20 protein-coding genes are annotated in these 25,823 nt (G+C 73.3%); 11 read left to right on the top strand and 9 right to left on the bottom strand.

From position 1 onward, the window contains the following. Window positions 1-98: 98 nt before the first annotated feature. Window positions 99-1,517 carry an MFS transporter gene (locus FLW16_RS20450; protein ID WP_260615417.1) on the top strand — a complete coding sequence of 473 codons (1,419 nt, stop codon included), beginning with the start codon at window positions 99-101 and terminating at the stop codon, window positions 1,515-1,517. Window positions 1,518-1,646: 129 nt separating this feature from the next. On the opposite strand, the gene FLW16_RS20445 is transcribed toward FLW16_RS20450, so the two are convergent. Further along, complete coding sequence (locus FLW16_RS20445; RefSeq protein ID WP_142561692.1) at window positions 1,647-2,525, bottom strand: GNAT family N-acetyltransferase; 879 nt, start codon at window positions 2,523-2,525, stop codon at window positions 1,647-1,649. A gap of 131 nt (window positions 2,526-2,656) precedes the next feature. On the opposite strand from FLW16_RS20445, the gene FLW16_RS20440 reads away from it, so the two are divergent. The 4 genes from FLW16_RS20440 to FLW16_RS20425 all read left to right on the top strand — a co-directional run bounded on the left by FLW16_RS20440 (window position 2,657) and on the right by FLW16_RS20425 (window position 6,945). Continuing rightward, window positions 2,657-3,010 carry a cupin gene (locus FLW16_RS20440; protein WP_142561691.1) on the top strand — a complete coding sequence of 118 codons (354 nt, stop codon included), beginning with the start codon at window positions 2,657-2,659 and terminating at the stop codon, window positions 3,008-3,010. 51 nt (window positions 3,011-3,061) lie between these two features. Then, on the top strand, window positions 3,062-4,150 hold the full coding sequence (locus tag FLW16_RS20435; protein WP_142561690.1) for an adenosine deaminase: 1,089 nt from the start codon (window positions 3,062-3,064) through the stop codon (window positions 4,148-4,150). Next, window positions 4,147-4,728: a PH domain-containing protein gene (locus tag FLW16_RS20430; protein WP_142561689.1), complete on the top strand. Its 582-nt coding sequence runs from the start codon at window positions 4,147-4,149 to the stop codon at window positions 4,726-4,728. Before FLW16_RS20435 ends, FLW16_RS20430 begins: the two co-directional genes overlap by 4 nt. 69 nt (window positions 4,729-4,797) lie before the next feature. Continuing rightward, window positions 4,798-6,945 carry a histidine kinase gene (locus FLW16_RS20425; protein ID WP_221891180.1) on the top strand — a complete coding sequence of 716 codons (2,148 nt, stop codon included), beginning with the start codon at window positions 4,798-4,800 and terminating at the stop codon, window positions 6,943-6,945. Here the strand turns inward: FLW16_RS20425 and FLW16_RS20420 are convergent. Further along, complete coding sequence (locus FLW16_RS20420) at window positions 6,942-7,550, bottom strand: DNA-binding response regulator (RefSeq protein WP_221891179.1); 609 nt, start codon at window positions 7,548-7,550, stop codon at window positions 6,942-6,944. The genes FLW16_RS20425 and FLW16_RS20420 overlap by 4 nt on opposite strands. 98 nt (window positions 7,551-7,648) lie before the next feature. Between FLW16_RS20420 and FLW16_RS20415 the strand changes: the two genes are divergently transcribed. The 3 genes from FLW16_RS20415 to FLW16_RS20405 are packed head-to-tail and all read left to right on the top strand — an operon-like array spanning window position 7,649 to window position 12,300. Beyond that, window positions 7,649-8,383 carry an ABC transporter ATP-binding protein gene (locus FLW16_RS20415; protein WP_142561687.1) on the top strand — a complete coding sequence of 245 codons (735 nt, stop codon included), beginning with the start codon at window positions 7,649-7,651 and terminating at the stop codon, window positions 8,381-8,383. After that, entirely contained in the window at window positions 8,380-10,785 is a 2,406-nt protein-coding gene (locus FLW16_RS20410; RefSeq protein ID WP_142561686.1) for an FtsX-like permease family protein, read from the top strand. Before FLW16_RS20415 ends, FLW16_RS20410 begins: the two co-directional genes overlap by 4 nt. Before the next feature lie 42 nt (window positions 10,786-10,827). After that, entirely contained in the window at window positions 10,828-12,300 is a 1,473-nt protein-coding gene (locus tag FLW16_RS20405) for an alpha/beta hydrolase (protein ID WP_142561685.1), read from the top strand. 6 nt (window positions 12,301-12,306) lie between these two features. Here FLW16_RS20405 and FLW16_RS20400 read toward each other — a convergent pair whose 3' ends face one another. The 3 genes from FLW16_RS20400 to FLW16_RS20390 are packed head-to-tail and all read right to left on the bottom strand — an operon-like array spanning window position 12,307 to window position 15,254. After that, a complete protein-coding gene (locus tag FLW16_RS20400; RefSeq protein WP_142561684.1) occupies window positions 12,307-13,941 on the bottom strand; it encodes a phospho-sugar mutase in 1,635 nt (544 codons plus the stop codon). Window positions 13,942-13,950: 9 nt separating this feature from the next. Then, entirely contained in the window at window positions 13,951-14,748 is a 798-nt protein-coding gene (locus FLW16_RS20395; protein WP_396686651.1) for a purine-nucleoside phosphorylase, read from the bottom strand. Between the two features lie 53 nt (window positions 14,749-14,801). Beyond that, a complete protein-coding gene (locus FLW16_RS20390; protein ID WP_142561682.1) occupies window positions 14,802-15,254 on the bottom strand; it encodes a gamma-glutamylcyclotransferase in 453 nt (150 codons plus the stop codon). Between the two features lie 140 nt (window positions 15,255-15,394). On the opposite strand from FLW16_RS20390, the gene FLW16_RS20385 reads away from it, so the two are divergent. Beyond that, window positions 15,395-16,789: an NAD(P)H-quinone dehydrogenase gene (locus FLW16_RS20385; RefSeq protein ID WP_142561681.1), complete on the top strand. Its 1,395-nt coding sequence runs from the start codon at window positions 15,395-15,397 to the stop codon at window positions 16,787-16,789. A gap of 21 nt (window positions 16,790-16,810) precedes the next feature. Here FLW16_RS20385 and FLW16_RS20380 read toward each other — a convergent pair whose 3' ends face one another. After that, the gene (locus FLW16_RS20380) at window positions 16,811-17,980 is read right to left on the bottom strand and encodes an MFS transporter (protein WP_142561680.1); all 1,170 of its coding nucleotides are present in this window, start codon (window positions 17,978-17,980) and stop codon (window positions 16,811-16,813) included. A gap of 46 nt (window positions 17,981-18,026) precedes the next feature. On the opposite strand from FLW16_RS20380, the gene FLW16_RS20375 reads away from it, so the two are divergent. Then, a complete protein-coding gene (locus FLW16_RS20375) occupies window positions 18,027-19,055 on the top strand; it encodes an ROK family transcriptional regulator (RefSeq protein ID WP_142561679.1) in 1,029 nt (342 codons plus the stop codon). Between the two features lie 11 nt (window positions 19,056-19,066). On the opposite strand, the gene FLW16_RS20370 is transcribed toward FLW16_RS20375, so the two are convergent. Next, the gene (locus FLW16_RS20370) at window positions 19,067-20,305 is read right to left on the bottom strand and encodes a pentapeptide repeat-containing protein (RefSeq protein ID WP_142561678.1); all 1,239 of its coding nucleotides are present in this window, start codon (window positions 20,303-20,305) and stop codon (window positions 19,067-19,069) included. Between the two features lie 197 nt (window positions 20,306-20,502). Continuing rightward, on the bottom strand, window positions 20,503-21,912 hold the full coding sequence (locus tag FLW16_RS44555) for a hypothetical protein (protein WP_260615424.1): 1,410 nt from the start codon (window positions 21,910-21,912) through the stop codon (window positions 20,503-20,505). A gap of 195 nt (window positions 21,913-22,107) precedes the next feature. Between FLW16_RS44555 and FLW16_RS20350 the strand changes: the two genes are divergently transcribed. Next, window positions 22,108-24,036 (top strand): asparagine synthase-related protein, encoded by a 1,929-nt coding sequence (locus tag FLW16_RS20350; RefSeq protein ID WP_142561676.1) that lies wholly within the window; start codon window positions 22,108-22,110, stop codon window positions 24,034-24,036. A gap of 17 nt (window positions 24,037-24,053) precedes the next feature. Here FLW16_RS20350 and FLW16_RS20345 read toward each other — a convergent pair whose 3' ends face one another. After that, complete coding sequence (locus FLW16_RS20345; protein ID WP_142561675.1) at window positions 24,054-25,820, bottom strand: biotin carboxylase N-terminal domain-containing protein; 1,767 nt, start codon at window positions 25,818-25,820, stop codon at window positions 24,054-24,056. Between the last annotated feature and the right edge of the window lie 3 nt (window positions 25,821-25,823).

The raw sequence follows: 25,823 nt of genomic DNA, 5'->3' as shown, positions 1-25,823 counted from the left end.
ACCGCCTTTCTCGGCGCGACCATACCATGCGCGCTCATTAGATGCAAACGCATTAATTGCTTGTGCATTGAATGCATGTGCATGTAAGTTTCCGTGCCATGACTTCCTCCACTCAGGACGAGCGCTGGGGGGCCCGCCTGTGGGGTGCCCTCACCGTCCTTTGCGCCGTCGTGTTCCTCGACGCCCTCGACGTGTCGATGGTCGGGGTGGCGCTCCCGTCCATCCAGGCCGATCTCGGGATGTCCACCTCATCGCTGCAGTGGGTGGTGAGCGGCTACGTGCTGGGATACGGCGGTCTGCTGCTGCTCGGGGGCCGGACCGCCGACCTGCTCGGCCGCCGTCGCGTGTTCCTGACCGCCCTGGTCGTCTTCGCGGTCGCCTCGCTGCTCGGCGGGCTGATGAGCGACGGGACGCTGCTGATCGCGGCCCGTTTCGTGAAGGGCGTCAGCGCCGCGTTCACCGCGCCCGCCGCGTTGTCCATCATCACCACGACCTTCGCCGAGGGTCCCGCACGCAACCGGGCCCTGAGCATCTTCACCGCCTGCGGCGCCAGCGGGTTCTCGCTCGGACTGGTCCTGTCCGGCGTGCTCACCGAGATCGGATGGCGCTGGACGTTCCTCATGCCGGTGCCCGTCGCGATCATCGCTCTGGTGGCCGGGACGCGGCTGCTCCAGCGGGGTGAGGAGCGCGGCGAGGGCGGCCACGACCTCCTCGGCGCCGCGACCATCACCGCGGCCATGCTGCTCCTGGTCTTCGCCGTGGTGGAGGCGCCCAAGGTGAGCGTGGTGCGCACCGTGCTGTCGCTCGCCGCGGCCGCCGCCCTGATCGGCCTGTTCGTCTGGCTGGAGCGCCGGGTGCGGCACCCGCTGGTCCGCCTCGGCATCCTGCGCTCCGCGCCGCTCGTCCGGGCCAACATCGGCCTGGTCATCCTGTTCGGGTCGTACGTCGGCTTCCAGTTCGTGGCGATGCAGTACTTCCAGAACCTGCTGGGCTGGAGCGCGTTGCAGACCGCCATCGCGTTCCTGCCTGCCGGGCTGCTGGTCGCCGTCAGTTCGACCAAGATGGGCGGGTTCGCCGACCGCTTCGGCACCGCGCGGCTGATCGTGGTGGGCTCGGTGGCGCTGCTCGCGGGGTACGCGGTGTTCCTGCGGGTGGACCTCCACCCCAGCCTGCTCACGATGGTGCTGCCGGGCATGGTCCTGCTGGGCATCGCGTTCGCGCTGTCGTTCCCCTCGCTCAACATCCAGGCGACCGCCGGGGTGGGCGACGAGGAGCAGGGGCTCGCCTCGGGCCTGCTGAACACCTCCGGCCAGGTGGGCGGAGCCGTGGTGCTGGCGATCGTCACCGCCGTCCTGACCTCGGGGGCGGACGGCGGCGACCCGATCGCCCGCTTCCGCGCCGCGATCGTGGTCTCGGCCGGGTTCGCCCTCGTCGGCCTGGCCGTCGCCCTCACCGGGCTCCGGTTCGGACGGCAGCCGGTCGAGGCACGGGAGGAGCCGGTGCTGGAGGCGGTCTGACCCGTCCGCGGGTTCCCGGCCGTCGCCGGAGGAGGGGGGCGTCCCGGTCGCCGGGGCGCCCCTTTCCGTCGTCCGCGTGGCCGCCGGAGCCGGCGCGTCGGCCCCGAGGCGGCCGCCCGCCTCGTCCGCTCAGCCGAGCGCCGACATGAACGAGGCGACGAGACGGGACCGGTCGCCGGGGAGCGCCCGCCCCCGGTGGACCATGAACGACGTCGTGGAGGACTGCGGCACGCCGCACCCGGCGATCCACGAGATCAACTCCTGGCGGCGCTGGTCGAGGTCGATCCTGATCCGGATGTCCGCGTCCCGGGCCAGATCCGTGATGAGGGCGCGGGCGGTCTCGTCGTCCTCCGCGACGACCGGCCCGACGAACAGCCGGTCGGCGCTCCGCCAGGCCGCGCCGTAGCCGATGATCTCGCCGTCCCGCTCGGCCACCCTGACCTGCTCGGCGAAGGCGAACAGGCGGGCCAGCAGGCGCGACCGGTCGGCCCCGAAGACCTCGATGTCGAGGGCGCACAGCGCGGCCAGGTCCCGTCCGGGCTCCGCGAGCCGCGAGGAGTTCCGGCCGGGATCCGGCCCGCCGTACGGGTCGTCGCCGGCGTCGAAGCGGCCGACCCGGGCCTCGACCACGCCGACCGTCTCGAAGCCCAGCTTCTCGTACAGGGGCCGGCCGTACTCCGTCGCGCACAGGAACAGGGTCGCGTCGCCGGCCTCCGCCAGGACGTGGTCCAAGAGACGGCGTCCCAGCCCTCGCCCGCCGTAGCGGGAGGCCACCAGCATCATGCCGACCGCGGCCGCCGTCCTGCCGTAGCGGGTGAGGACGACCGTCCCCGCCAGTCCGCCGCCGTCCGGGGCGTCGACGCCGAAGCCCTCGCCGTTCTCCAGCAGGAGCCGCCATTTGCGCTCCTCCCTCGGCCAGGAGCGGTCCTGCGCCAGGTCGAGGCAGTGGGGCAGGTCTGCGAGGCCGAGGCGGCGGACAGGCAGGGCGGACGGGTCTGCGGGCTTCATGGGCGCCTTTCCCTCGACGACCTTCCGACGGTAGCGCCCCCGGCGCCTCGGCCTGTGGCGGAGCGCCGCTGAAGCGCAGCGTGGATGTGCGCATATGACGTATTTCCGGATCAACTGACAGACTGGGCGGCATGGTCAGGAGGATCGAGGGCCCCACCCGCATCCCGGTGCCGGGCGGCAAGGTCATTGACGAGTACGTCGGCCGCGTCAACAGCGGCGACGAGCAGGTCTCCATCGCGCACATGGTGGCCCCGCCCGGCTGGGAGGAGCCCGCACAGACCCCGCAGTTCGCCGAGTACACGCTCGTGCTCAAGGGGTCGGTCGTCGTGGAGCACGCGGGCGGCACGACCGTGGTCGAGGTGGGCCAGGCGTTCGTCAGCGAGCCCGGCGAGAAGATCCGCTACAGCTCCGGGCCGTCCGGCGCGGAGTACGTGGCCGTCTGCCTGCCCGCGTTCTCCCCGGACACCGCCAACCGCGAGGAGTGAGGGCGGCCAGGCTTAGGATTGCCGGAAGAACGACCGCGGCGAGGAGGGTGCATGACCAGGCTGCCCACGCTGGAGGAGATTCGCAGGGCGCCCAAGGTGCTCCTGCACGACCATCTCGACGGCGGGCTGCGGACCGGCACGATCGTCGAGCTCGCCCGCGAATGCGGCCACACGCTGCCGACGTACGACCCGGGTGAGCTGGCGGCCTGGTTCAGGGAGGCCGCGGACTCCGGCTCGCTGGAGCGCTACCTGGAGACGTTCTCGCACACCGTCGGGGTCATGCAGACCCGCGAGGCGCTGGTCAGGGTGGCCGCGGAGTGCGCCGAAGACCTGGCGGACGACGGCGTGATGTACGCCGAGGTCCGGTATGCCCCTGAGCAGCACACCTCCCGGGGCCTGTCGCTCGACCAGGTCGTGGAGGCCGTGCTCGAGGGCTTCCGGCTCGGCTCGGCCGGGCCCGACGGCAGGCCGCGGATCCGGGTGGGCACCCTGCTGACGGCCATGCGCCACCAGGCCCGCTCGATGGAGATCGCCGAGCTCGCCGTGCGCTACCGGGATCTCGGCGTGGTCGGATTCGACATCGCCGGAGCCGAGGCCGGCTACCCGCCCACCCGGCACCTGGACGCGTTCGAATACCTCCAGCGGGAGAACGCCCACTTCACGATCCACGCGGGGGAGGGCTTCGGGCTGCCGTCGATCTGGCAGGCCATCCAGTGGTGCGGCGCCGACCGGCTCGGCCACGGCGTGCGGATCATCGACGACATCACGGTGTCGGACGACGGCGAGGCCAAGCTCGGCAGGCTGGCGGCGTACGTCCGCGACAAGCGGATCCCGCTGGAGATGTGCCCGACCTCGAACCTGCAGACCGGGGCCGCCCCGTCGATCGCCGAGCATCCGATCGGCCTGCTGCGCCGCCTGTACTTCCGGGTGACGGTCAACACCGACAACCGGCTGATGAGCGGGACGAGCGTGTCGCAGGAGTTCGCCGCGCTGGTGGACGCCTTCGGCTACGACTGGGACGACCTGCAGTGGTTCACGGTCAACGCGATGAAGTCGGCCTTCATCCCGTTCGACGAACGGCTCGCGCTGATCAACGGCGTGATCAAACCCGGCTACGCGCAGATGAAGTGGCGCGCATGAAGCCGCAGGTCTTCCGCTCGAAGGCGGCCTGGCTCTTCGGCTGGGTCTGGATGCTGTTCGCCGCCTGGAACGTGTGGGACCTGACCGCCCACGGCCACCTGCCCAGCGCGCTGATCGCGGGCGCGGTGCTCGGCGTCATCACGGCGCTGGTCTTCGTGATGGCGCTGCGGCCCGCCGTCGTCGTCGAGGAGGGTGGCGTCCGCGTGCGCAACGTGCTGAGGAACGCCTACATCCCCTGGAGCGGCGTGGACGACGTGTCCGTGACCAACGCCATCGTGATCGAGTCCGGGGACACCACCGTGCGCTGCTGGACGCCCACGGCGACCGCTCGCGAGCGGGTCAGGGCCGCAGGGCGGGCCGCGAAGGCGGCCAAGTCGGCGAACAAGGCCGAGCGGGCGGCGGCCGAGGCCGTCGGCGCCCGCACCCATGCCGACTGGGTGGCCGACCAGCTCACCGAGATGAGCCGGTCGCGCCGGGAGAGCTCCTCCGGCGAGACCGGCGTCACCTGGTCGCCGTCCGCCCTGGCGGCCGTCGCCGCCGCGGTCGCCCTGGTCGTGGCCGCCTTCGTCGTCGCCTGATCACGGAGAGGGACCGGAGGCGGGGGCCGTGCGACGCCGGGGCGGTAATCGTTTGCCGAAGGGGTCCGAGTGCGTCTGGCGCGAGTGATCGTCGTCATTGTGCTCGCCGCGCTCGCGAGCGTCTACGTGGTCGCGGGTGCGCCGATCGCGCTGGCGGTGTTCGGCGTGCAGGTCCTCTACCTGCTCACGCTCAGGAAGTGGTGGCTGCTCGCCGCGCAGGCCGTCCTCGTCTACACAGCGAGCCTCGCCGGCGGCGTCTCCACCGGGATCCTGGGTTTCCTGGCGGGTTCGCTGCTGCTGACCCCTGCCCATCGTGATACCGCGCGCGTGCTCGCGCCGCTCGTGGTGGCGAGCGCGGCGCTCATCGACGCCGCCCGCGGCGGGGCGACGGCCGACGCGACGATCACCGTGGTGCTGGTCTCGCTGGTCGTCTTCGGCCTCACCCGGCTCGTGGAGCGCGCGGGCGAGATGCACGCCGCCCGGCTCTCGCTGGCCGCCGCGGCCGTGGCCGCCGAGCGGCTGCGCCTGGCGGCCGAACTGAACGACGGCCTCGGCCGGAGCCTGGAGGTGATCGTCGAGGGCGGCCGCCGCGCGCTCGCGGAGCCGGACGACGCGGCCGAGGTGCTGGCCTCGGTGACCGCGACCGCGCGTGCGGCACTGGCCGACGCCCGCGCCGCCTCCGCGAACTACCGGGCCACCTCCCTCGCTCCCGAGCTGGTCACGGCGCGGGCGATGCTCGACGCCGCGGGAATAGCCGTCGAGGTGCGCGGCGGCCACACCGAGCCGCTCGGCCCCGGAGGAGCGCTGCTGGCGAACGTGCTGCGGGAGGCCGTCACCGACGTCGTACGGCGGGGCACCGCCCGGCTGTGCGTCATCGAGACGAGCGAGCAGGGAGACGAGCAGGGAGATCGGGTGCGGCTGCGGGTCGTCGACGACGGCCACCGCACCGCCGAGGGCCCCGGCTTCGACGGCCTCAGGCTGGAGGAGGCGGGCGGCACCCTCACCACCGGTCTGTCCCCCTCCGGACGGTTCGTGGTGGAGGCGACCCTTCCCCGCGGTCCTTCCACCGAGGCGGCGCCCGGCGAGACGGGCACCGGCGACGCCCGCGCTCCGGAGTTCCCGGCGGGCCGAAGGCGGCGATGGCCCCTGCCGAAGCTCACGCACGACGCGTCGTACGCGGTGTCGGTCACGGTGCTCGCGGCCGTCCTCGTGGGCTTCAGCGTCAAGGCGCTGCTCCAGCTCCCCGGAGCCCTCGTGATCCCGGCCGCGGCGTGCCTCGCCGTGATCGTCGTCATGCAGCTCCGCTCCGTCAACGGGCGTCACATGGTGGCGCTCACCGTGATGGCGGTGCTCACGTACGCGCCCCTTCCGGTCTTCGGACCCGTCTGGCTCGGAGCGGCGGGCTTCCTCGCCGGGCCGGTCCTGCTCGCGTTCCCATGGCGGGCCGCGTGGCCGATGGCGGCGGCGATCGTGGCGAGCGTCGCCGCGGCCGGGATGCTGTTCGGCCTGCCCGCCCCCGTCCTCGCCAACAGCACGATCAGCGCGCTCGTCACCGGGCTGGTGGTCTACGCCCTGCTCCGCCTGGCCCAGATCGTGAAGGAGCTCCAGGCCGCGAGGGAGAGCCTGGCCCGCTCCGCCATCGTCGAGGAGCGCCTGCGCGCCGCCCGCGACCTGCACGACCTGCTCGGGCACTCCCTGGCCGCGATCCTTCTCACCTGTGAGCTGGCCCGCCGCCTGAAGTGCCCGCCGGAGCGGATCGAGGAGATCGTCGCCATGGCGGAGGGGGCGCGGGCGGACCTGCGCTCGGTGTCGGGCGAGCAGCGGGAGCTGTCCCTGGCGGCCGAGGTGGAGTCGGCGCGTACGGTGCTGTCGGCGGCCGGGATCCGGGTGACCGTGGAGCCGGTCGAGCCGAACCTGCCCGCCGAGGTCGAGACCGTGCTGGGCACCGTGCTCAGGGAGGCCGTGACGAACGTGCTCAGGCACAGCGAGGCCCGCCACTGCACGATCACGATGCGCGCCGACGAGAGCGGGCTGCGGCTGCGGGTGCGCAACGACGGCGTGCGGCCGGGGGAGAGGCGGCGGGGGTCGTCCGGCATCGGCAACCTGACCACCCGCCTCGCCGCCCTGGACGGCCGGCTGACCTCACACGTCGACGGCGACCGGTTCACGCTGGACGCCTGCGTGCCGCACCGCGCGCCGGTGCCCGCGCGAATCTAGATCCAGCCTGCCTCGGTGGCGATGCGCACGGCGTCGGTCCGGTTGCGGGCGTTGAGCTTGGTCACGATCACGGTGAGGTAGTTGCGCACCGTGCCCGCGGCCAGGTGGAGCCGCGCGGCGATGTCCGTGGCGTCCGCGCCGGCGGCGACCAGGCGGAGCACGTCGGCCTCGCGTGGGGTGAGCGGGTTGTCCGCCAGGTCCCAGGCGGTGACCGCGAGCGAGGGGTCGAGCACCCGTTCCCCGGCCGCGACCTTGCGGATGGCGGCCACCAGTTCGTCCGGCGGCGCCGTCTTGAGCACGAATCCGGCGACACCCGAGCCGAGGGCGCGGCGCAGGTGCCCCGGCTTGCCGTACGCCGTCAGCATCAGAGCGCGGCACGCGGGCAGGCGCGTGCGGAGCTCCGCCGCGGCCGCCAGGCCGTCCAGCCTTCCGGGCATGTCGATGTCGAGGACGGCGACGTCGGGCCGGTGGACCAGCGCGGCGGCCAGGGCGGCCTCTCCGGACTCCACGGTCGCGACGACTTCCAGGTCCTCCTCCAGCCCGAGCAGGGCGGCGAGGGCGCTCCTGATGACGTGCTGGTCCTCGGCAAGGAGTACGCGAATCACGCGCATATGTCTACCAGTGTCCGGATCATGAGGATGTCATGGGCAGGAGGTGAGGCCGTCTCTGGGACGCTTGTCCGCTGATCGGCAGGCTTGAGCACATGACAGAGGTGCTTCGCCTTGACGCGGTGAGCAAGGTGTACGGAAAGGGACAGGGCGCGGTGGCCGCCCTGCGTGAGGTCTCGGTGAACATCCCCGGCGGGAGCTTCACCGCCGTGATGGGACCGTCGGGTTCGGGCAAGAGCACGTTCCTGCACTGCGCGGCGGGGCTGGACACGCCCTCCTCCGGCTCGGTGCGGCTGGGCGGCACGGAGCTGTCCGGCATGGACGAGACCCGGTTGACGGAGCTGCGCAGGCAGCGGATCGGCTTCGTGTTCCAGGCGTTCAACCTGGTCTCGTCCCTGACCGTGCTGGAGAACATCACGCTGCCGATGCGGCTGGCCGGGGCGCGGGTCGACCGGGCGTGGCTTGAGGAGATCGTCGGGCGGGTGGGGCTCGCGGGCCGCACCGGGCACCGCCCCGCCCAGCTGTCCGGCGGGCAGCAGCAGCGGGTGGCCATCGCCAGGGCGCTGGTGACCCGGCCGCAGGTGGTCTTCGGCGACGAGCCGACCGGCGCGCTCGACACGATGACGGCCCGTGACGTGCTCCGGCTGCTGCGGGAGGTGGTGGACGGCCTCGGCCAGACCGTGGTGATGGTCACCCACGACCCGGTGGCGGCCTCCTACGCCGACACCGTCCTGTTCCTCGCCGACGGCCGGATCGTGGACGCGATGGCCGCGCCGAGCTCCGAGAAGGTCGCCGAGCGCATGACGAGGCTGGGGGCGTACGCGGCATGATCACCGGACTCGCGCTGAAGACCCTGCGGCACCGCAGGGCGGCGTTCGCGGGGGCGTTCGTGGCGCTGGTGTGCGCCGCCGCGCTGGTCTGCGCGTGCCTGATGCTGCTGGAGACCGGCCTGCGGGGCGGGGTCGCTCCGGAGCGCTACGCGGCGGCGCCGCTGGTCGTCGCCGGCGACCAGAACGTGCACGAGACCGTGACCAAGTCCTCCGGGAAGGTCAAGGCGAAGGCCAAGCCGCTGTCGGAGCGGGTCTGGATCCCCGAGGCGACGGCCGCGAAGCTGCGCGGCCTGCCGGGCGTCTCGACGGTGCTGACCGAGGTGACGTTCCCCGTGAACGGACACGCTCTCGGACACGGGTGGGAGTCGGCGGGGCTCACGCCGTTCACCATCGCGCAGGGACGCCCGCCGCGTGAGAACCGCGAGGTGGTCGTGGACGCCCGTTCCGGCCTGTCCGTGGGCGCGGCCCTGCACGTGCGGGGCGAGGCGTACCGGGTCGTGGGAGTCACGGCGCAGGCCCTGCCGAGCCAGGACACGGTGTTCTTCTCGACGTCAGAGGCCCGCCGGCTGGCCGCGCGCCCGGGGCTGGTGACCGCGATCGGCGTGTTCCCCAGGGCGGGGACGCCGGTAGATGTGTCGCCGGTGCTCTCCACAGGAGAGCGTCTCGTCGCCTACACCGGGGACGAGCGCGGCACGGTGGAGTTCCTCGACGCGGAGCAGGCACGGGTGCGGCTCATCAGCATGGGCGGCGCGCTGGGCGGCACGTCCCTGCTGGTGGCGATCCTCGTCGTGACCGGCACCGCCGCCCTCGCGGTCCAGCAGCGACGGCGCGAGATCGCCCTCCTTCGCGCGGTCGCCGCCACGCCCGGGCAGGTGCGCAGGCTGCTGGGCGGCGAGTCGCTGCTGGTCGGCCTCGCGGCCGGCGTCATCGGGTCGGCGGCCGGCATCGGCCTCGGGTTCTGGCTGCGCGGCCGGTTCGTCGAGCTGGGCGCCATGCCGGAGAACCTGCGCCTGGTGGTCAGCCCGTTCCCGGCGGCGGCCGCCCTGCTGGCCGCCGTGGCGGCGGCCTGGGCCGCGACCCGCCTGTCGGTCCGCCGCACCGCGCGGATCCGTCCCGTCGAGGCGCTCGGCGAGGCCGCCATGGGCGGAGGCCTGCCCCTCGGCCGGTCGATCGCGGGCGTCGTGTGCGTCGCCGTCGGGATCGTGCTGACGCTGGTGCTGTCGGGACTCGAGACCGAGGCGGCGTCGAGCCCCGTGACGATGCTGACCGCGCTCGTCTGGACGGTCGCCGTCACCCTGCTCGGCCCGGTGCTCGCCCGCGTCGCGACCGCCCTGCTCGGCGTCGGGCTGCGCGCCTCCCGCGCCGGATTCCTGGCGGCCCGCAACCTGCGGACGCGCCCGGGACGGATGGCCTCCGTGATGGCGCCGCTGACCCTTCTGGTCGCCATGACCTGCACCATCCTGTTCACCCAGACCACGATGGGGCACGCGTCGGCCGCGCAGGCCGCCGCGGGCACCCACGCCGACTACGTGGTGAGCGGCGCGACGGCGGACGCGGTGCGCCGCGTGCCGGGCGTGAAGGCCGTCACCTCGGTGGTGCGCACCTCGGTGCGCGTCGGGCTGGACAAGTACGGCGCGCAGGGCGTCGACGGCGGCGAGCGGCCGCTCGGGCAGGCCGTGGACCTCGGAGTCGTGTCCGGCTCGCTCGACGGATTCGGCGCCCGGTCGGCCGCGCTGAGCGAGTCGGCGGCATCCAGGCTCGGGCTGTCGGTCGGCGAGGCGCTCACGCTCACCCTGGGCGACGGCACCCCGGCCGAGCTGAAGGTCGTGGCGATCTACTCCCGCGGCCTCGGGTTCGGCGACCTGACCCTGCCGTACGCGCTGGTCGCGGATCATGTCGACGACCCCTCGGGCGCCCTGCTCGTCGAGGCGCCTTCGGTCCGGCGTGAGGCCCTGGCCGCCGTGGCGCCGGTGGTGTCGCCGACGGAAGGGACCGGGACGCAGGCGCCGAACGCCGAGGTCAACTACGTGGCCATGGGCCTGATCATCGCCTTCAGCGCGATCGCCGTCGTCAACACGCTGGCCATGTCCACCACGGACCGGTCGCGGGAGCTCGCCCTGCTCCGCCTGGTCGGCGCGACGCGGCGGCAGGTGCTGCGCATGCTTCGCCTGGAGACCCTGACCGCGCTGATCGTCTCGGTGCTCGCCGGGACCGGTATCGCGCTGATCACGCTGTCGGCCTTCAGCAGGGGGATGACCGGGTCGGCCCTGCCGTACGTCCCCCCGGCCGGCTACGCGCTGGTGATCGCCGCCGTGGCCGCGCTCGCCCTGGTCGCCACGAGCCTCCCCGCGCGTCTCGCCCTGCGTGCCCGCCCGGCCGAGACCATCGGCGCCCGCCAGTAGCCGGCCGCCGCCGACCCCCACACGAAACGAAAGCCGAGAACCATGAACCGCATCGCATCCGCAGCCGCCCTGATCTCCCTGTCCACCGCCCTGGTCGCGGCCCCGTCGGCCGCCCAGGCCGCCACCCAGGCCGCCGCGGCCTGGACCTCCTGCGGCACCGCCGCCGGGCTGGACCCCCGCCAGGAGTGCACGACGCTCCAGGTCCCTCTCACGTACGGCAAGCCCGGCGGTGGCACGGTCTCCCTGGCCGTCTCCCGGATCCGTACGGCGCGGCCGGGACTGCGCAGGGGGGTGCTGCTGCTCATCCCCGGAGGGCCGGGCAGCCCGGGCCTGAGCAGACCGAGCACGATGGTGAAGCGCCTGCCGAGCGCCGTGCTCGACCGTTACGACCTGATCGGCTTCGACCCGCGGGGGGTCGGCGAGAGCTCGCCCGTCTCCTGTGGGCTGCCGCACGAGGATTTGGCGCCCTCCCGGCTCAAGCCCTACCCCTCGGCCGGAGGTGACATCGGCGAGAACGTCGCGTACGCCCGCAGGTTCAGCGAGGCCTGCGCCCGCAACGGCGGCCCCGTGCTGCGCAGCATCAGCACGCGCAACGAGGCCAGGGACATCGACGCCATCCGCCGGGCCCTCGGCGAGGACCGCCTGTCCTACTGGGGCGTCTCCTACGGCACCTACGCCGGAGCCGTCTACGCCACGATGTTCCCCGGCAGGACCGACAGGGTCGTCCTCGACAGCAACGACGATCCCGACCCGGGCAAGGTCGCCCGGGTCTGGCTGGCCAACTACTCGGTGGGCGTCGAGGACCGCTTCCCCGACTTCGCGGCCTGGGCCGCCGCCCGCGACGACGAGTACGGCCTGGGGACGGACGCCGCGGCGGTCCGCCGCACCTTCCTGGACCTCGCCGAGCGCCTGGACCGCGCCCCGATCCCGTGGCCGGGCGCCAATCCGCCGCGGCTCGACGGCGCGGTCCTGCGCGAGACCATGCTGAACGCGCTGTACTCCGACGCCGGGTTCCCCGGCCTGGCCGGGCTCATGCGGGCGGGCCTCGGCTCGGGTCCCCTCCCCGAGCCCTCCAGCGCGCCGGACGCGGCGCTGCAGAACGCCGCGGCCTCGGTGGCCGCGACGATCTGCAACGACGTCGAGTGGCCGAGCTCGGCCGACCTGCACCGGCGGCTGGTGGCCCGCGACCGGGCGGCCCACCCGCTCACCGGCGGCATGCCGGTGAACATCGGCCCCTGCGCCTACTGGCCCTACCGGCCGGCGGAGGCGCCGGTGCGGGTCACGTCGCAGGGGCCGTCCAACGTGCTGCTCGTGCAGAACCTGCGCGACCCGGCGACGCCGTACAGCGGCGCCCTGCGGATGCGCGAGGCCTTCGGGGGCCGGGCGCGCATGGTCGCCGTCGACTCGGGCGGGCACGGGTCCTACCTGGTCAACGGCAACGCCTGTGGTGACAGGACCGTCACCGAGTTCCTGGTCACCGGCAAGCGGCCGGCCCGCGACACGATCTGCCGGTAGGCACGCTCAAAGGCCGAGGGCGACGGCGAGGTCCTTCTTCAGGTCCTCCAGGTCCTGCGCGGCCCGGACCCGGGCGGGCGCGACGTCGTCGCCCTCGACCGGTACGACGACCTCCAGGTAGCACTTGAGCTTGGGCTCGGTGCCGCTGGGCCGGACGACGATCCGGGCGTCGCCGGACAGGCGGTAGCGCAGGCCCTCGGTCGGCGGCAACCCCGCCACCCCCTGGGACAGGTCCTCGGCCGACTCCACCGTCCGGCCCGCCAGCTCCATCGGCGGGTGCGTACGGAGGCGCTCGATGGCCTTCGCGATCAGCGACAGGTCCTCGACCCGGACGGAGAGCTGGGCGGTCGCGTGCAGGCCGTAGCGGCGGGCCTGGTCGTCCAGCAGGTCGAGCAGCGACCTGCCGTCCCGCTTGGCCGCCGCGGCCATCCCGGCCACGGTGAGGGCGGCCCCCACGCCGTCCTTGTCGTGGACCGGCAGCCCGGCGTCCGACCCCACGCTGTAGCCCAGCGCCTCCTCGTAGCCGAAGACCAGCCCCGGACCCGTCTTCATGATCCACTTGAAGCCGGTCAGGGTCTCGGCGTGCCGCACGCCGTGACCGGCGGCGATCTTGGCGAGCAGCGACGACGACACGATCGAGGTGGCGACCAGCCGGTCGCCGCCCGAGGTGTGCCGCAGCACGTGCTCGGCCAGCAGGCCGCCCACCTCGTCGCCGGTCAGCATGCGGTAGCCGCCGCCCGGCAGCGGGGTGCCCACCGCGCAGCGGTCCGCGTCCGGGTCGTTGGCGATCACCAGGTCGGCGCGGGTCGCGGTGGCGAGTTCGAGCGCGAGGTCCATGGCGCCCGGTTCCTCCGGGTTGGGGAACGCCACGGTGGGGAAGTCCGGGTCGGGCATGGCCTGCCGGCTCACCATGACCGGCACCTCGAAGCCCGCCACGCGGAACGCCTCGGACACGGTCGCGCCGCCGACGCCGTGCAGCGGCGTGTACGCGACCGCGATCTCGCGGGCGTCGCCGATCGGGAGCGAGGCAAGGGCCCGCAGGTACGGCACGACGATGTCGTCGTGGTCGAGGGTCTGCCAGTCCTCGCCCAGCGGGAGGGCGTCCACCCGGCCGACCGCGTCGATGGCGGCGGAGATCTCCTGGTCGATCGGCGGCACGATCTGCGCGCCGTCGCCCCAGTAGACCTTGTAGCCGTTGTCCTGGGGAGGGTTGTGCGAGGCGGTGACCATGACGCCCGCGTCCGCGCCCAGGTGGCGCACGGCGAACGCCAGGACAGGGGTGGGCCACTTGCCGGCCATGACCGAGGCGCGCAGGCCCGCCCCGGTCAGCACGCGGGCCGTGTCGGCGGCGAACACGTCGGACTTGTGCCGCCCGTCGTAGCCGATCACCACGTGGCGTCCCGGCCCGAGGACGCGGGCCAGCCCGGCGGCCGCCCGCATCACCGTGACCCGGTTCATCCGGTTCGGGCCGGCGCCCAGCGCGCCGCGCAGGCCCGCCGTGCCGAACTCCAGCTTCGCGCCGAAGCGGTCCTCCAGGGCGGACAGATCGCCATGCTGCAGGAGCGCGTCGAGCTCCGCCCGCGTCTCGGGGTCGGGGTCCTGGTCGCGCCACTGTTCGGCGAGCCGTACGAGGTCGGTCATTGGTGCTCCCTACAGCTTGTCGACGACCTGGGCGAGCAGGACGCCCATGCGGGCGGCCGTGGCCCGGCCGACCTGCAGGACCTCCTCGTGGTTGAGCGGCTCGCCCACCAGGCCCGCGCCGGGGTTGGTGACCAGGGAGATCCCGAGCACCTCCGCCCCGGCCTCCCGGGCGGCGACCGCCTCCAGCACGGTGGACATGCCCACCATGTCGCCGCCGAGCGTGCGCAGCATGCGGATCTCCGCGGGCGTCTCGTACGTCGGGCCGCGGAAGGCGACGTAGACGCCCTCGGCCAGGGTGGGGTCCACCACGCGCGCGAGGTCGCGCAGGCGCTTGGAGTACACCTCCGTGAGGTCGATGAACGTCGCACCCGTGATCGGGTTGCTGCCGGTGAGGTTGATGTGGTCGCTGATCAGGACCGGGTCGCCGACCTTCTGGGTCTCCGGCCGCAGCCCGCCCGCCGCGTTGGTCAGCACCACCGTGCGCACCCCGGCCGCGACGGCCGTGCGCACCCCGTGGACCACCGGCTCCACCCCGCGGCCCTCGTACAGGTGCGTACGTCCAAGGAAGATCAGGGCGTTGAGCCCGGCGGCCGTGCGCACCGCGCGCACCGTGCCCGCGTGACCGGCGACCGCGGGAGGGGAGAACCCGGGCAGTTTCGTCACCGCGAGCTCGGCGACCGTCTCGCCGATCGCGTCCGCGGCCGGGACCCAGCCCGAGCCCATGACGAGGGCGACGTCGAAGGAAGGGATGCCGGTCAGGTTCCTCAGCGTGGTCGCGGCCTCGGCCGCCAGGTCATATGGGGTCACTTTGCTGAGGGTACAGAAGAGCATGAACCCGGCCGATAAGAGCCGGGCCCGTGTCAGTCGCCGAGCTTCTTGCAGGGACGGGTGCGCAGCGAGGTGACGTAGTCGTCGGGTGCGCCCGCCTTCTCGGCGGCCTCGGCCAGGATGCCGATGTATCGCGCCGACGGCAGCCCGCCCTCGTAGGAGTTCAGCACGTAGGACCAGGCGAGCACGTCGCCCTCCAGCGTCGCGACGCGGAGCCGGAGCTTCCGGTAGAGGCCGAGGTCGGTGCCCATCCAGCGGTCGAGGGACGCCTCGTCCCACTCCGGCACGTCGTACAGGACGACGAATACCTGCTCGTCGGCGTCCTCGACTATCGTGGCGAGAGCGCCCTCCCAGCTGACGTCCTCGCCGCCGAAGGTGAGCCGCCAGCCCGGGAGCCAGCCCGTTCCTCGCATGGGCGAGTGGGGCGCCCACTCCGCCATCTGCTTGGGGTCCATGTTGCTGCCGTAGGCCGCGTAAACAGGCACGGCACACAAGCCTAAACCAAGATCCCGAAAGTTGGACGGGTAGCGCGCGCACGGGGGTGTGGCGAGAAAAATCCGCGTAGTCAGCCCGTTACGCGCACCTCGCCGGGAATACGAAGCCAGGATGCGGGACAATGGAGCATGTGACAAGGATCGTGATCATCGGTGGTGGCCCCGGCGGATATGAGGCGGCCCTGGTCGCCGCGCAACTGGGCGCCCAAGTCACCGTCGTGGAGGAGGAAGGACCCGGCGGGGCGTGCGTGCTCACCGACTGCGTGCCGTCCAAGACCCTGATCGCCTCCTCCGTCCGCAAGCAGGCGCTTCTCGACGCGTCGTCGCTGGGGGTCCGCTTCGACGGCGGCGCTGACCACGACGCCGGCGGCGTCGCCGTGGACATGATCGACGTGAACAAACGCGTCAAGGAGCTCGCGCTGGCGCAGTCGAACGACATCGCCGCCCGGCTGGCCGCCGAGGGCGTCGAGGTCATCCGCGCCCGGGGCCGTCTGGTCGATCCCCAGGTGGTGCGCGCGGGCGACCGCACGATCCGGGCCGACGTGGTCATCGTGGCGACCGGCGCCCACCCCCGCGTGCTGCCCGGGGCGGAGCCCGACGGCGAGCGCATCCTCAGCTGGCGCCAGCTGTACGACCTGGAGGAGCTGCCCGAGCACCTGATCGTGGTCGGCTCCGGCGTCACCGGCGCCGAGTTCGCCGGCGCCTACCGGTCGCTCGGGTCGGAGGTCACGCTGGTCTCCTCGCGCGACCGGATGATGCCCAACGAGGACGCCGACGCGGCCGAGGTGCTTGAGGAGGTCTACCGGCGCCGCGGCATGAACGTCATGGGCCGCTCGCGCGCCGCCTCGGTCAAGCGCACCGAGCACGGCGTCGTCGTGACCCTGGAGGACGGCCGCACCGCCGAGGGCAGCCACTGCCTCATGACCGTCGGCATGGTCCCCAACACGTCCGGGCTCGGGCTGGAGGACAACGGCGTGCGGCTCGACCGCAACGGCTTCATCGAGGTCGACAAGGTGTCGAGGACCTCCGCGTCCGGCGTGTACGCCGCGGGGGACTGCACCGGCGTCCTGATGCTCGCCTCGGTCGCCGCCATGCAGGGCAGGATCGCGGTCTGGCACGCGCTTGGCGAGGCCGTGCAGCCGATCCGGCTGGCCACCGTCGCCGCCAACATCTTCACCGACCCGGAGATCGCCGCCGTGGGCGTGTCGCAGCGGCAGATCGAGGCGGGCGAGATCGAGGCGAACGTCGTCAAGCTGCCGCTGGCCACCAACGCCCGGGCCAAGATGCAGGGCTTCAACGACGGTTTCGTGAAGCTGTTCTGCCGTCCGAACACCGGCATCGTGCTCGGCGGCGTCGTGGTCGCCCCGCGCGCGTCGGAGCTGATCCTGGCCCTGTCGGTGGCCGTGCAGCACCGCCTGACCGTGGACCAGCTCGCCCACACCTTCGCCGTCTACCCGTCGCTGTCGGGCTCGGTCACCGAGGCCGCCCGCCGTCTCATGTCCCCGCTGACCGCCGGAGGCATCTGACCCGCCCCCTCCACGGCCGGGTCAGTCCGCGCACGCCGCGGCGACCGGTTCGCGGGCGGCGGCAGTGCGCGGGCTCAGCGCGCGCGTCGGCCAGATCATCGCCGCGACCATGCACGTCACCAGGGCGAACGCGAACGGGAAGGCGAACGTGCCGGCCAGCCAGCCGATGACGGAAGGCGCCACGAGCCCCGACATCCAGGTGATCGTCGCGACCCCCGCGACGCCCTCCGCGGGCGTACGGGCGACCTGGCCCGCCGCCGCGAACACCAGCGGCACGACGACGGCGATGCCGGCGCCGAACATCGCGAACCCGGCGATCACCGGCGCGGGCGTGCGGAACGCGACCACGATCACACCGCCGAGGACGGCGGTGACGGCCCCGGCGCGCACGGTCGCGACCGGCCCGAGCCTGCGCACCACGAAGTCCCCGCCGAGCCGCACCGCGACCATGCACGCGGTGAACACGGCATAGCCGGCCGCGGCGACGCCCGCCCCCGCCCCCGCGACGTTGGTGAGGTAGATCGCCGCCCACTGGCCGGCGGCCCGCTCCGCGAAGGTGGCGAAGAAGCCGATCAGGCCGATCAGCAGGACGGCCCTCGGCGGCACCGTGAAGCGGGACGGCGGCTTCTCGTCCGGCGCGGGTGTGTCGTCCAGGAGCGCGCGGCTTCCCACGGCGCCCGCGGCGATCAGCGCGGCCGCCATGAGGGGGAGATGCGCGCGCGCGTCCAGGCCCGCCTGCGCCGCCGCGGCCCCGACGCCCGCGCCGCACAGGTTGCCGACGCTCCACATGCCGTGCAGGCCGGACATGATCGAACGGCCCAGCCGCCGTTCGACGAGCACGCCCTGGGCGTTCATCGCCAGGTCGCACATGCCCGCGGCGGCGCCGGACGTGAGGAACACGGGGACCAGCCACAGGGGGCCCGGCGCCAGCACGGGGAGGGCCAGTGAGGCGCACCACAGGGCCAGGAGAGTCCGGGTCGTCGCCCTGGCCCCGAACCGGTAGGCCAGCCGGGCGGTCAGCGGCATCGTGAGGAACGAGCCGATTGGCGGGCAGAGCAGGACAAGCCCGAGGGCGGCAGTGCCCAGGCCGAAGTGGTCCTGGAGCCAGGGCATCCGGGTGGCGAGGGTGCCCGCCACCGCTCCGTGAACGGCGAAGACGAGGGCGGTGGCCCGTTGATGTCTGTCTCGCATACGGCTAAATTAACAGGCAGGGTTCCTGATAAAAAGAGGTTTTTCCGTGAAGACCGCGACACCCCAGCTCGCGCGGGCCATCAACGACAGGCTCGCCCTCGACCTGCTCCTGGAGCGGGGCCCGCTGACCGCGCCCCAGTTGCGCGCGCTCACCGGCCTGTCCCGCCCGACCGTGTCGGACCTGATCGAACGCCTCCAGGTCAACGGCCTGATCCGGGTCACGGGTGAGAGCGGCGGCGACCGGCGCGGTCCCAACGCGCGGCTCTACGGGATCGTCGCCGACCGGGCGTTCGTGGGTGGGGTGGACGTGCGGCGCGACGTGGTCAACGTCACGGTCGCCGACATCGCCGGCGTCACCGTGGGCGAGGCGACGCGGTCTCTCGGGGAGAACCTTCCCGCGCTGGTCGCGGAGGCGCTCACCGAGGCGGCCGGCTCACGTCCCCTGGACGCCGTCGTGATCGGCGCGCCCGGCATGGTCGACCCGCAGACCGGAGACCTCGCCGCCGGGAATGTGGAGCCCGCCTGGCGCCCCGGGCTGCTCCCGGCCCTGCGCACCCTGGTCGACGCGCCGGTCATCATGGAGAACGAGGTCAACCTGGCCGCCGTCGCCGAGCAGGCCACCGGGGCGGCCGCCGGGCGGGACGACTTCGTCCTGCTGTGGCTGGACGACGGCGTCGGCGCGGCCGTCGTGCTGGACGGCAGGCTCCGCCGGGGCGCATCCGGCGGCGCCGGCGAGATCGGCTTCCTCGGCCGGCTCGACATCAAGGTGTGCGACCTGCTGGGTGCGCAGGCCGTACGCGGACTGGACCTCCCGGCCCTGGCGGAGAGGGTCGCGACGGCCGCCTTCACGCTCGTGGCCGTGCTCGACCCCGGCCTCGTCGTCCTCGGCGGCGCCACCAGCATGGCGGGCGGCGACCCGCTGGCCGCCCTGGTCGCCGAGCGGCTGGCGGAGGTATCGCCCGTCCCCGTGCACGTACGCGTGAGCGGCATTCCGGACAATCCCGTCCTGAGGGGCGCGGTCTCCACCGCCCTCTCGATCGCTCGCGACGCCGTCTTCGGGCAGGGCCGCCCGTGAACTCGCCGAGGTCAGGGGTGGCCGCCCGTGGCGGACAGCCGTGACCTGACCTCGTGCAGGGCGTGCCGTCCCCGCGCCACGGCCGTGGCCGCCCCCTGCAGGTCGTAGGGCGTCTGGGCGACGTTCAGCGCCTGCTTGGCCGCCTCGTACGCGTCGAGCGCCGCGCGCCACTCATGCGTCGGGCCGCTGACCTGGTTGATCTTCATTTCGAAGTCGAGGGCGTCGATCTCCTCGCCGAAGCGGGTCACGTCCTCCTCGGCGGCGTGCCTGGCCACGGCCATCTCGGCCACGAAGCGCTCCTTGCGCCGGTGCGCCACGCCCCACAGGATCAGCGTCAGGCTCAGGCCGAGTCCGGACACGATGACGAGGATGAGCGCGGGCGACGGGCCCTTCGCCGAGACTTCCCTGCCGAGCACGTCCTTCCCGAACGGCGACGCCTCCGCGGCCGCGTCGTCCTCGGTGGCGGCGCCGGGCGCGACGGCGTCGTCGGGGAGATTGACCGGCGTGCCCCGCGCCCCGGTGAGGTCCACGTCGTCGGCCTGGGTGAAAGAGGCCTTGTCGACGTTCGCCCCGTGGAAGTCCGCACCGTCGAGTTCTGCCTGGGTGAACTCCGCCTCGGACAGGTCGGCGTCCTTCAGCGCGGCGTGCTCCAGGTGAGCCTGGCCGAGCTTGGCCTCGCCGAGCTTGGCCCGGGTGAAGTCGGCCTTACGGCCCTTGATCTGCCCGAGCGTGGCGTCCTTCAGGTCGGCGTCCACGAGTCTCGCGTCGGTGAGGTCGGCCTGGGTGAGCACGGCCCGGGTGAGGACCGCGCCGGTCAGGTCGGAATGCGGGAACTCGGCCTGCACGGCGTCCGCGTCGGTGAGGATCGTCCCGCGCAGGTTCGCCCGCTTGGCCTGCATCTGGCCGAGGTCGGCATCGGTGAGGTCGGCGCCGCGCAGGTCGGCGTAGTCGAGATGCGCCTGGCCGAGGTCGGCCTCCTTCAGCGATGCCTTGCGCAGGACGGCCCCGGTGAGGTCCTTGCCCGTGAGGTCCACCCCGTCCAGCTTCGCGCCGGTGAGGTCGGCGCACCGCATGACGGGGGGCAGGGCGGCGCCGGTGAGGTCCTTGCCGTGCAGATCGACGCCGCTGCCCGGCTTGCAGGGCGCGGACGCCGCGTGAACGGCGGTCGCGGGAAACGACACGAACGCGAGCGACAGGAACGCGAGCGACAGGAACGGGGCGGCGACGAAGAGGGGGACGAAGCGACGCACGGGGGGCCTCCTGAAGGGAACGCGCCGAGTCTCCCACGCGATCTTTAATCGCACTTGCAATCCGCTGACCGCCCCCGGCGCCGGCGGCTCAGGAGCGGCGAACGTGGCCGGAACCCGTGGTCGGGGCCCCCGGACATGACGAAGGGGCGGACCACCGGGTCCGCCCCTCGTCGATGCCGTGCCGAAGCGCTCAGGCGTTACCAGTCGCCGCCGCCGAAGTCCCCTCCGCCGAAGTCGCCGCCGCCGAAGTCGCCGCCGCCGCCACCCCAGTCGCCGCCACCGCCGCCGAAGTCGCCGCCGCCGCCCCAGTCGCCGCCACCGGCCTCCACGCCCGCGGCGTAGCCGGAGTCGTAGCCGGCGCCGTATCCGCCGTGGCCCCAGCCGCCGAACGCGTTGCCGAGCATGGTGCCGACGAGCATGCCGGTCAGCAGGTCACCGCCGCCGAAGCCGCCGTAGTAGCCGTACGCGTAGGGCTGGTAGGCGGGACCGGCGTCCCAATAGGGCCTGCGCTGGCCGTTCACCATGACCTCGCGCATCTGCGGGTCGAAGCCGCGCTCCACCGCCTCGGCGTCCGCCGCGCAGGCGGGGACGTCGCGCACCGCGCCGCCGGGGGGCGCCCACCGGACGTTGCGGACCGACGGGCCGTGCTGCGGGTTGAAGAAGCACGGCGGGAGCCGCTCGGGCAGCGGCTGGTTGTTCACTCGCGCCTTCACGCAGGCCAGGGCGTAGCGGCCGTCCTCCAGCGTCGAGGTCACCGTGCGCAGGTCCTCGGGCCGCTTGATTCCGTCCAGCTCGGTCTTGGCCCGCTCGTAGGAGTCGAGCGCGCGCTGCCAGTCGCCGGCCGTCTCGGCCTGCGGGAGCATCTTGACGTCCACGTCGAGTGCGGTGATCTCCTCACCGAACTTGGTGACGTCCTCCTCGACCGTCTGCTTGACGGCGGCGAGCTCGGCGGCCTCGCGCTCCTCGCGCTTGCGCTTGTTACGGCGTCCGATGATCCACAAACCGGCACCTCCCACAACCGCGATGCCCAGAATGCCGACGAGCACACCCGAACCGCCACCGCCGCTCTTGCTGCCAGGAGTCAGGGGCTCCTTGCGGTTGCCGCCCGCGAACTGGTCGATGCGGTGGACGAAGTCCTCCATCACGGCGACCGGGTCGCCCTTGTTGTTGGCGGCGGCCAGGTTGGCGATCTGGCCGGCGGCGCCCCGGGAGTTCCTGCCGAGCGCGCTGGACCCGGCGAACAGGTTCGTGCCGTCGATCACGGCGACGGTCGCCGAGGTCCGGCCCGCCTGGGCGAGCGCGTTGCCGAGCTGCGTGATGTAGGCGCCCGCCTGCTGCGACGAGGTGATCGTCCCGTCGGGCAGGGCGACCGTGTAGATCTTCGTGTTCGCGTTCTCGAGCGCGTCGCGTATGCCCGACTGCTGGTCGGAGGTCAGCGGGGCGCCGCTCTGCACGAACAGCGGATTGCCGCTCTTCCAGGACGACAGGACCGTGGTGGGGTCCGGGGGAGCCGCCGCCATAGCGGACGGCGCGAGCGCGAGCAGAGTGATGAGCCCGGCGAGCAGCGCCGCCAGGGCGGCCCCCACCCGGCCGAGCGGTGTCTTCATGGTCACGGCTTCAAGCCTCCTTCGCCCTACTGGACGAACGGCAGGGCGCGATGGTTCCTCCACAAAAACCTATCGTTCCGCACCCGGGAGGCGGCATGCGTACTCCTGCCGGTGAACGACGGTCGCGTCGGCCGCCGAACCGTCCGCCGCGATCCCGCATCGAACCCCTCAACGATCGACAAAGTGAGGTGGGAGTTGCGTGTCTACTTGGGCATCGCCGCCAAGCGGGCCGGTGCGCCGTTGCCTTCCGTGGGGCTCGCCGCGGCCCGGGCCGCGATCGGCCGCGCCTTCCCCGTGCCCGCCGAGACCGTCACCGCGGAGGAGTGGCGGTCCGGCGCGGGCGACGTGGCGTTGCTGGCGTGGTCGAACGAGCCGGGGGACGGCGCCCTGCCTCTCCTGGTCAAGGGCGACCGGCTCACGGGCGAGCGGCGGGTCGCCGGCGTCACCGGGCACCTCGCCGACCCCGCCGACGCCGCACGACTGCTGGCGGCCGGTCATCTGGGGGAGACCGCGTGCCGTACGGGCGGGTGCTTCTCGGTGTTCCGGGCGGGGGAGGGCGAGCTGACGGCCGCCACGGGGATGACGGCGGCCTGCCCGGTGTTCCACGCCGAGACACCGGACGTCCACGTCGTCGGGAACCGGGCGCTGCTCGTCCACCTGGTCGCCCGCGCCGTGGTGACGGGCACGGCCCGTCCGGCCGTCGCCTGGAACCTCCCGGCGCTGCAGTCCATGGTTCGAATGGGCTACTTCCTGTCCGACGAGACCCCGTTCGACGGGGTGCGGGCGCTGCCGCCGGCCACGGAGATCGGCGTCGTGCGAGGGACCGGCGTGACCCACCAGGTCCCGCCACCGGAGGCGCGGCCCCGGCCCGGCTCCGCGCGCGGCATGCGCGCCCAGGCCGACGAGCTCGCCGCGGCGCTGCTGGCCGCCGTACGACCGCTGACGGCCGTCACGGAGCCCGTACGGCTGTCGCTCACCGGCGGCAGGGACAGCAGGCTCCTGGCTGCGCTGCTCCATCACGCGGGCATCCCGTTCACCACGGCCACCTCCGGGCGTGCGGGAACCGCCGACGTGCTGCTGGCACGGCGCGTCGCCGCGGCCCTGGGCGTGGAGCACCGGACGGTCGAGCCGAAGCGGTCGGCGGACGCCGCGCACCTGGTCGTCGCCCACCCCAGGGTCCGCGCGCACAACGTCGTGCACGTCTGCGAGGGCATGCTGTCGGCGTACGAGAACGTGCCGGAGGCGGCGGTCTTCGACCCGAGGCCGCGGATGTCCGGGCACGGCGGGGAGGTGCTGAGGGCCGGGTTCCTCCACAACCAGGAGGACCTCGCCGTCACCGCCATGCGGCGCAGGATCGAGGGGGTGTTCACCAGGAACGCCGACCTGCTGAGCCGGGAGGCCGCGGATCACGCCCGCGACCTGGCGGAGCCGTGGCGGCGGCGCGGGCAGGACGACCCGGCGGGGACGCTCGACCGGCTCTATCTCACCTACCGCGTCGGCCGCTGGCACGCCGCCTCCCGGGCCGCGCTGCTGCGCGGCGGCACGCCGGTTCCGCCGTTCCTCGACAACCTCGTCGTGCGGACCGCGCTGAGCATCGACCCGATGTGGCGGCGTTCCGAGGAGGTGGTCCACCGGTGCATCGCGGCCTTCGCGCCCGGGCTGCGGGACGTCCCGATCGAGGGCAGGCCGTGGCGGTTCGCCGCCGAGCCCGCGGGCTGGACGTTGCTGGGCCGCGTACGGCGTCGCCTGCGGGAGGTCCCCTCGCCGGTCGCCGGTGGAGGTGGCCCCAAGCCCTGGAATTGGCGCGTCGAGGTTCCGGAGGCCCTGGCCGCCGAGCTCCGGGCCGGCGTCCTCGCGTGGGACGGGACGGCCGTCATGGACGAGCTGGCGCGAATCGTGGACGAGGCGGCGGTGGCCGGTCTGTTCTGCGACCTGTCCGCCCTGTCCGGGGGACGGCAGAAGGCGCGGCGGCCCCACGTGGCGTGGCACCTCTACACGGTGGCCGCCATGCTGGCCGACGGCTTCTCCGGCTCCGTGCCCCCGGCGGACTCGCCGTTGCGGATCGCCGATCCGGTGGACGAGCGCGAGGGCGATGGCCGCGCGTCTTCGGGGGCACGGGCGTGACCGGCCCCCGCGGAGGCTCAGGCGTCCTTGATCTCGCACAGGACGGCCCCGGCGGTGACCGTCTGGCCCACGGCGGCCGCGAGGCCGGTGATCGTGCCGCCCTTGTGGGCGGTCAGCGGCTGCTCCATCTTCATGGCCTCGAGGACGACGATCGTGTCGCCGGGCTCGACGGTGTCGCCGTCGGCGACGACGACCTTCACGATCGTGCCCTGCATCGGGCTGACGAGGGAGTCGCCGCTCGCCGCGGCCTTCTTGGCGCCGCTCCCGCCGGATCGCCGGGGCGCCGCCTTCTTCGCCGGGGCGGAGCCACCGGTCGCGCCCCAGCCCGACGAGCCCAGGCCCGCGGGCAGGACGACCTCCAGGCGCTTGCCGCCGACCTCGACCGTGATCCGCTCACGCTCGGCGGGCTCGGCCGCCTCCGCGGCCCCCTCGTACGGGGGGATCTCGTTCACGAACTCGGTCTCGATCCATCGCGTGTGGACCGAGAACGGCTCGCCGGTGAAGGCGGGGTCGTCCACCACGGCGCGGTGGAACGGCAGCACGGTCGGCATGCCGCCGATCTCGTACTCCGCCAGGGCGCGGCGCGACCGCTCCAGCGCCTGCTCACGGGTCGCGCCGGTGACGATCAGCTTGGCCACGAGCGAGTCGAACGCCTGCGGCACGCTCATGCCGGTCTCGTAGCCGCCGTCCAGCCGCACGCCGGGGCCGGACGGGACGCGCATCGACGTGATCGTCCCCGGCGCGGGCAGGAAGTTGCGGCCCGCGTCCTCGGCGTTGATGCGGAACTCGATGGAGTGGCCGCGCAGCACGGGGTCGTCGTAGCCCAGCGGCTCGCCGTCGGCGACGCGGAACATCTCGCGGACCAGGTCGATGCCGGCGACCTCCTCGCTGACCGGGTGCTCGACCTGCAGCCGGGTGTTGACCTCCAGGAAAGAGATTGTGCCGTCCTGGCCGACGAGGAACTCGCAGGTGCCCGCGCCGACGTAGCCCGCCTCGCGCAGGATCGCCTTGGACGACGAGTAGAGCAGCTCCAACTGCTCGTCGGTCAGGAACGGGGCCGGGGCCTCCTCCACCAGCTTCTGGTGGCGGCGCTGGAGTGAGCAGTCGCGGGTGCTGACGACCACGACGTTGCCGTGGGTGTCGGCCAGGCACTGGGTCTCGACGTGACGCGGCCGGTCGAGGTAGCGCTCGACGAAGCACTCCCCGCGCCCGAAGGCCGTGACGGCCTCGCGCACCGCGGACTCGTACAGGTCGGGGATCTCCTCCATGGTGCGGGCCACCTTGAGCCCGCGCCCGCCGCCGCCGAACGCCGCCTTGATCGCGATCGGCAGGCCGTGCTCCGCGGCGAAGGCGACGACCTCGTCCACTCCGGAGACCGGGTCGGGGGTTCCGGCCACCAGCGGCGCGCCGACGCGCTGCGCGATGTGCCGGGCCTGGACCTTGTCGCCCAGCGCGGTGATGGCCGAGGGCGGCGGGCCGATCCAGATCAGGCCGGCGTCGAGCACGGCCTGGGCGAAGCCGGCGTTCTCGGCGAGGAAGCCGTATCCGGGGTGGACGGCGTCCGCGCCCGTCTTCTTCGCCACCGACAGGATCTTGTCGATGTCGAGGTAGGTCTCGGCCGGGCTCTGCCCGCCGAGCGCGTGCGCCTCGTCGGCCACCCGCACGTGCAGCGCGTCCAGGTCCTGGTCCGCGTAGACCGCGACACTGGACATCCCGGCGTCTCTGCAGGCCCGGGCGATCCGTACGGCGATCTCACCGCGATTGGCGATCAGGACCTTGTGCACCGC

The organism is Microbispora sp. KK1-11, from assembly GCF_006874435.1.
GTDB lineage: Bacteria > Actinomycetota > Actinomycetes > Streptosporangiales > Streptosporangiaceae > Microbispora > Microbispora catharanthi.
The sequence above is the reverse complement of the archived record's forward strand: the minus strand, read 5'-3'. Positions and strand labels throughout refer to the sequence as shown.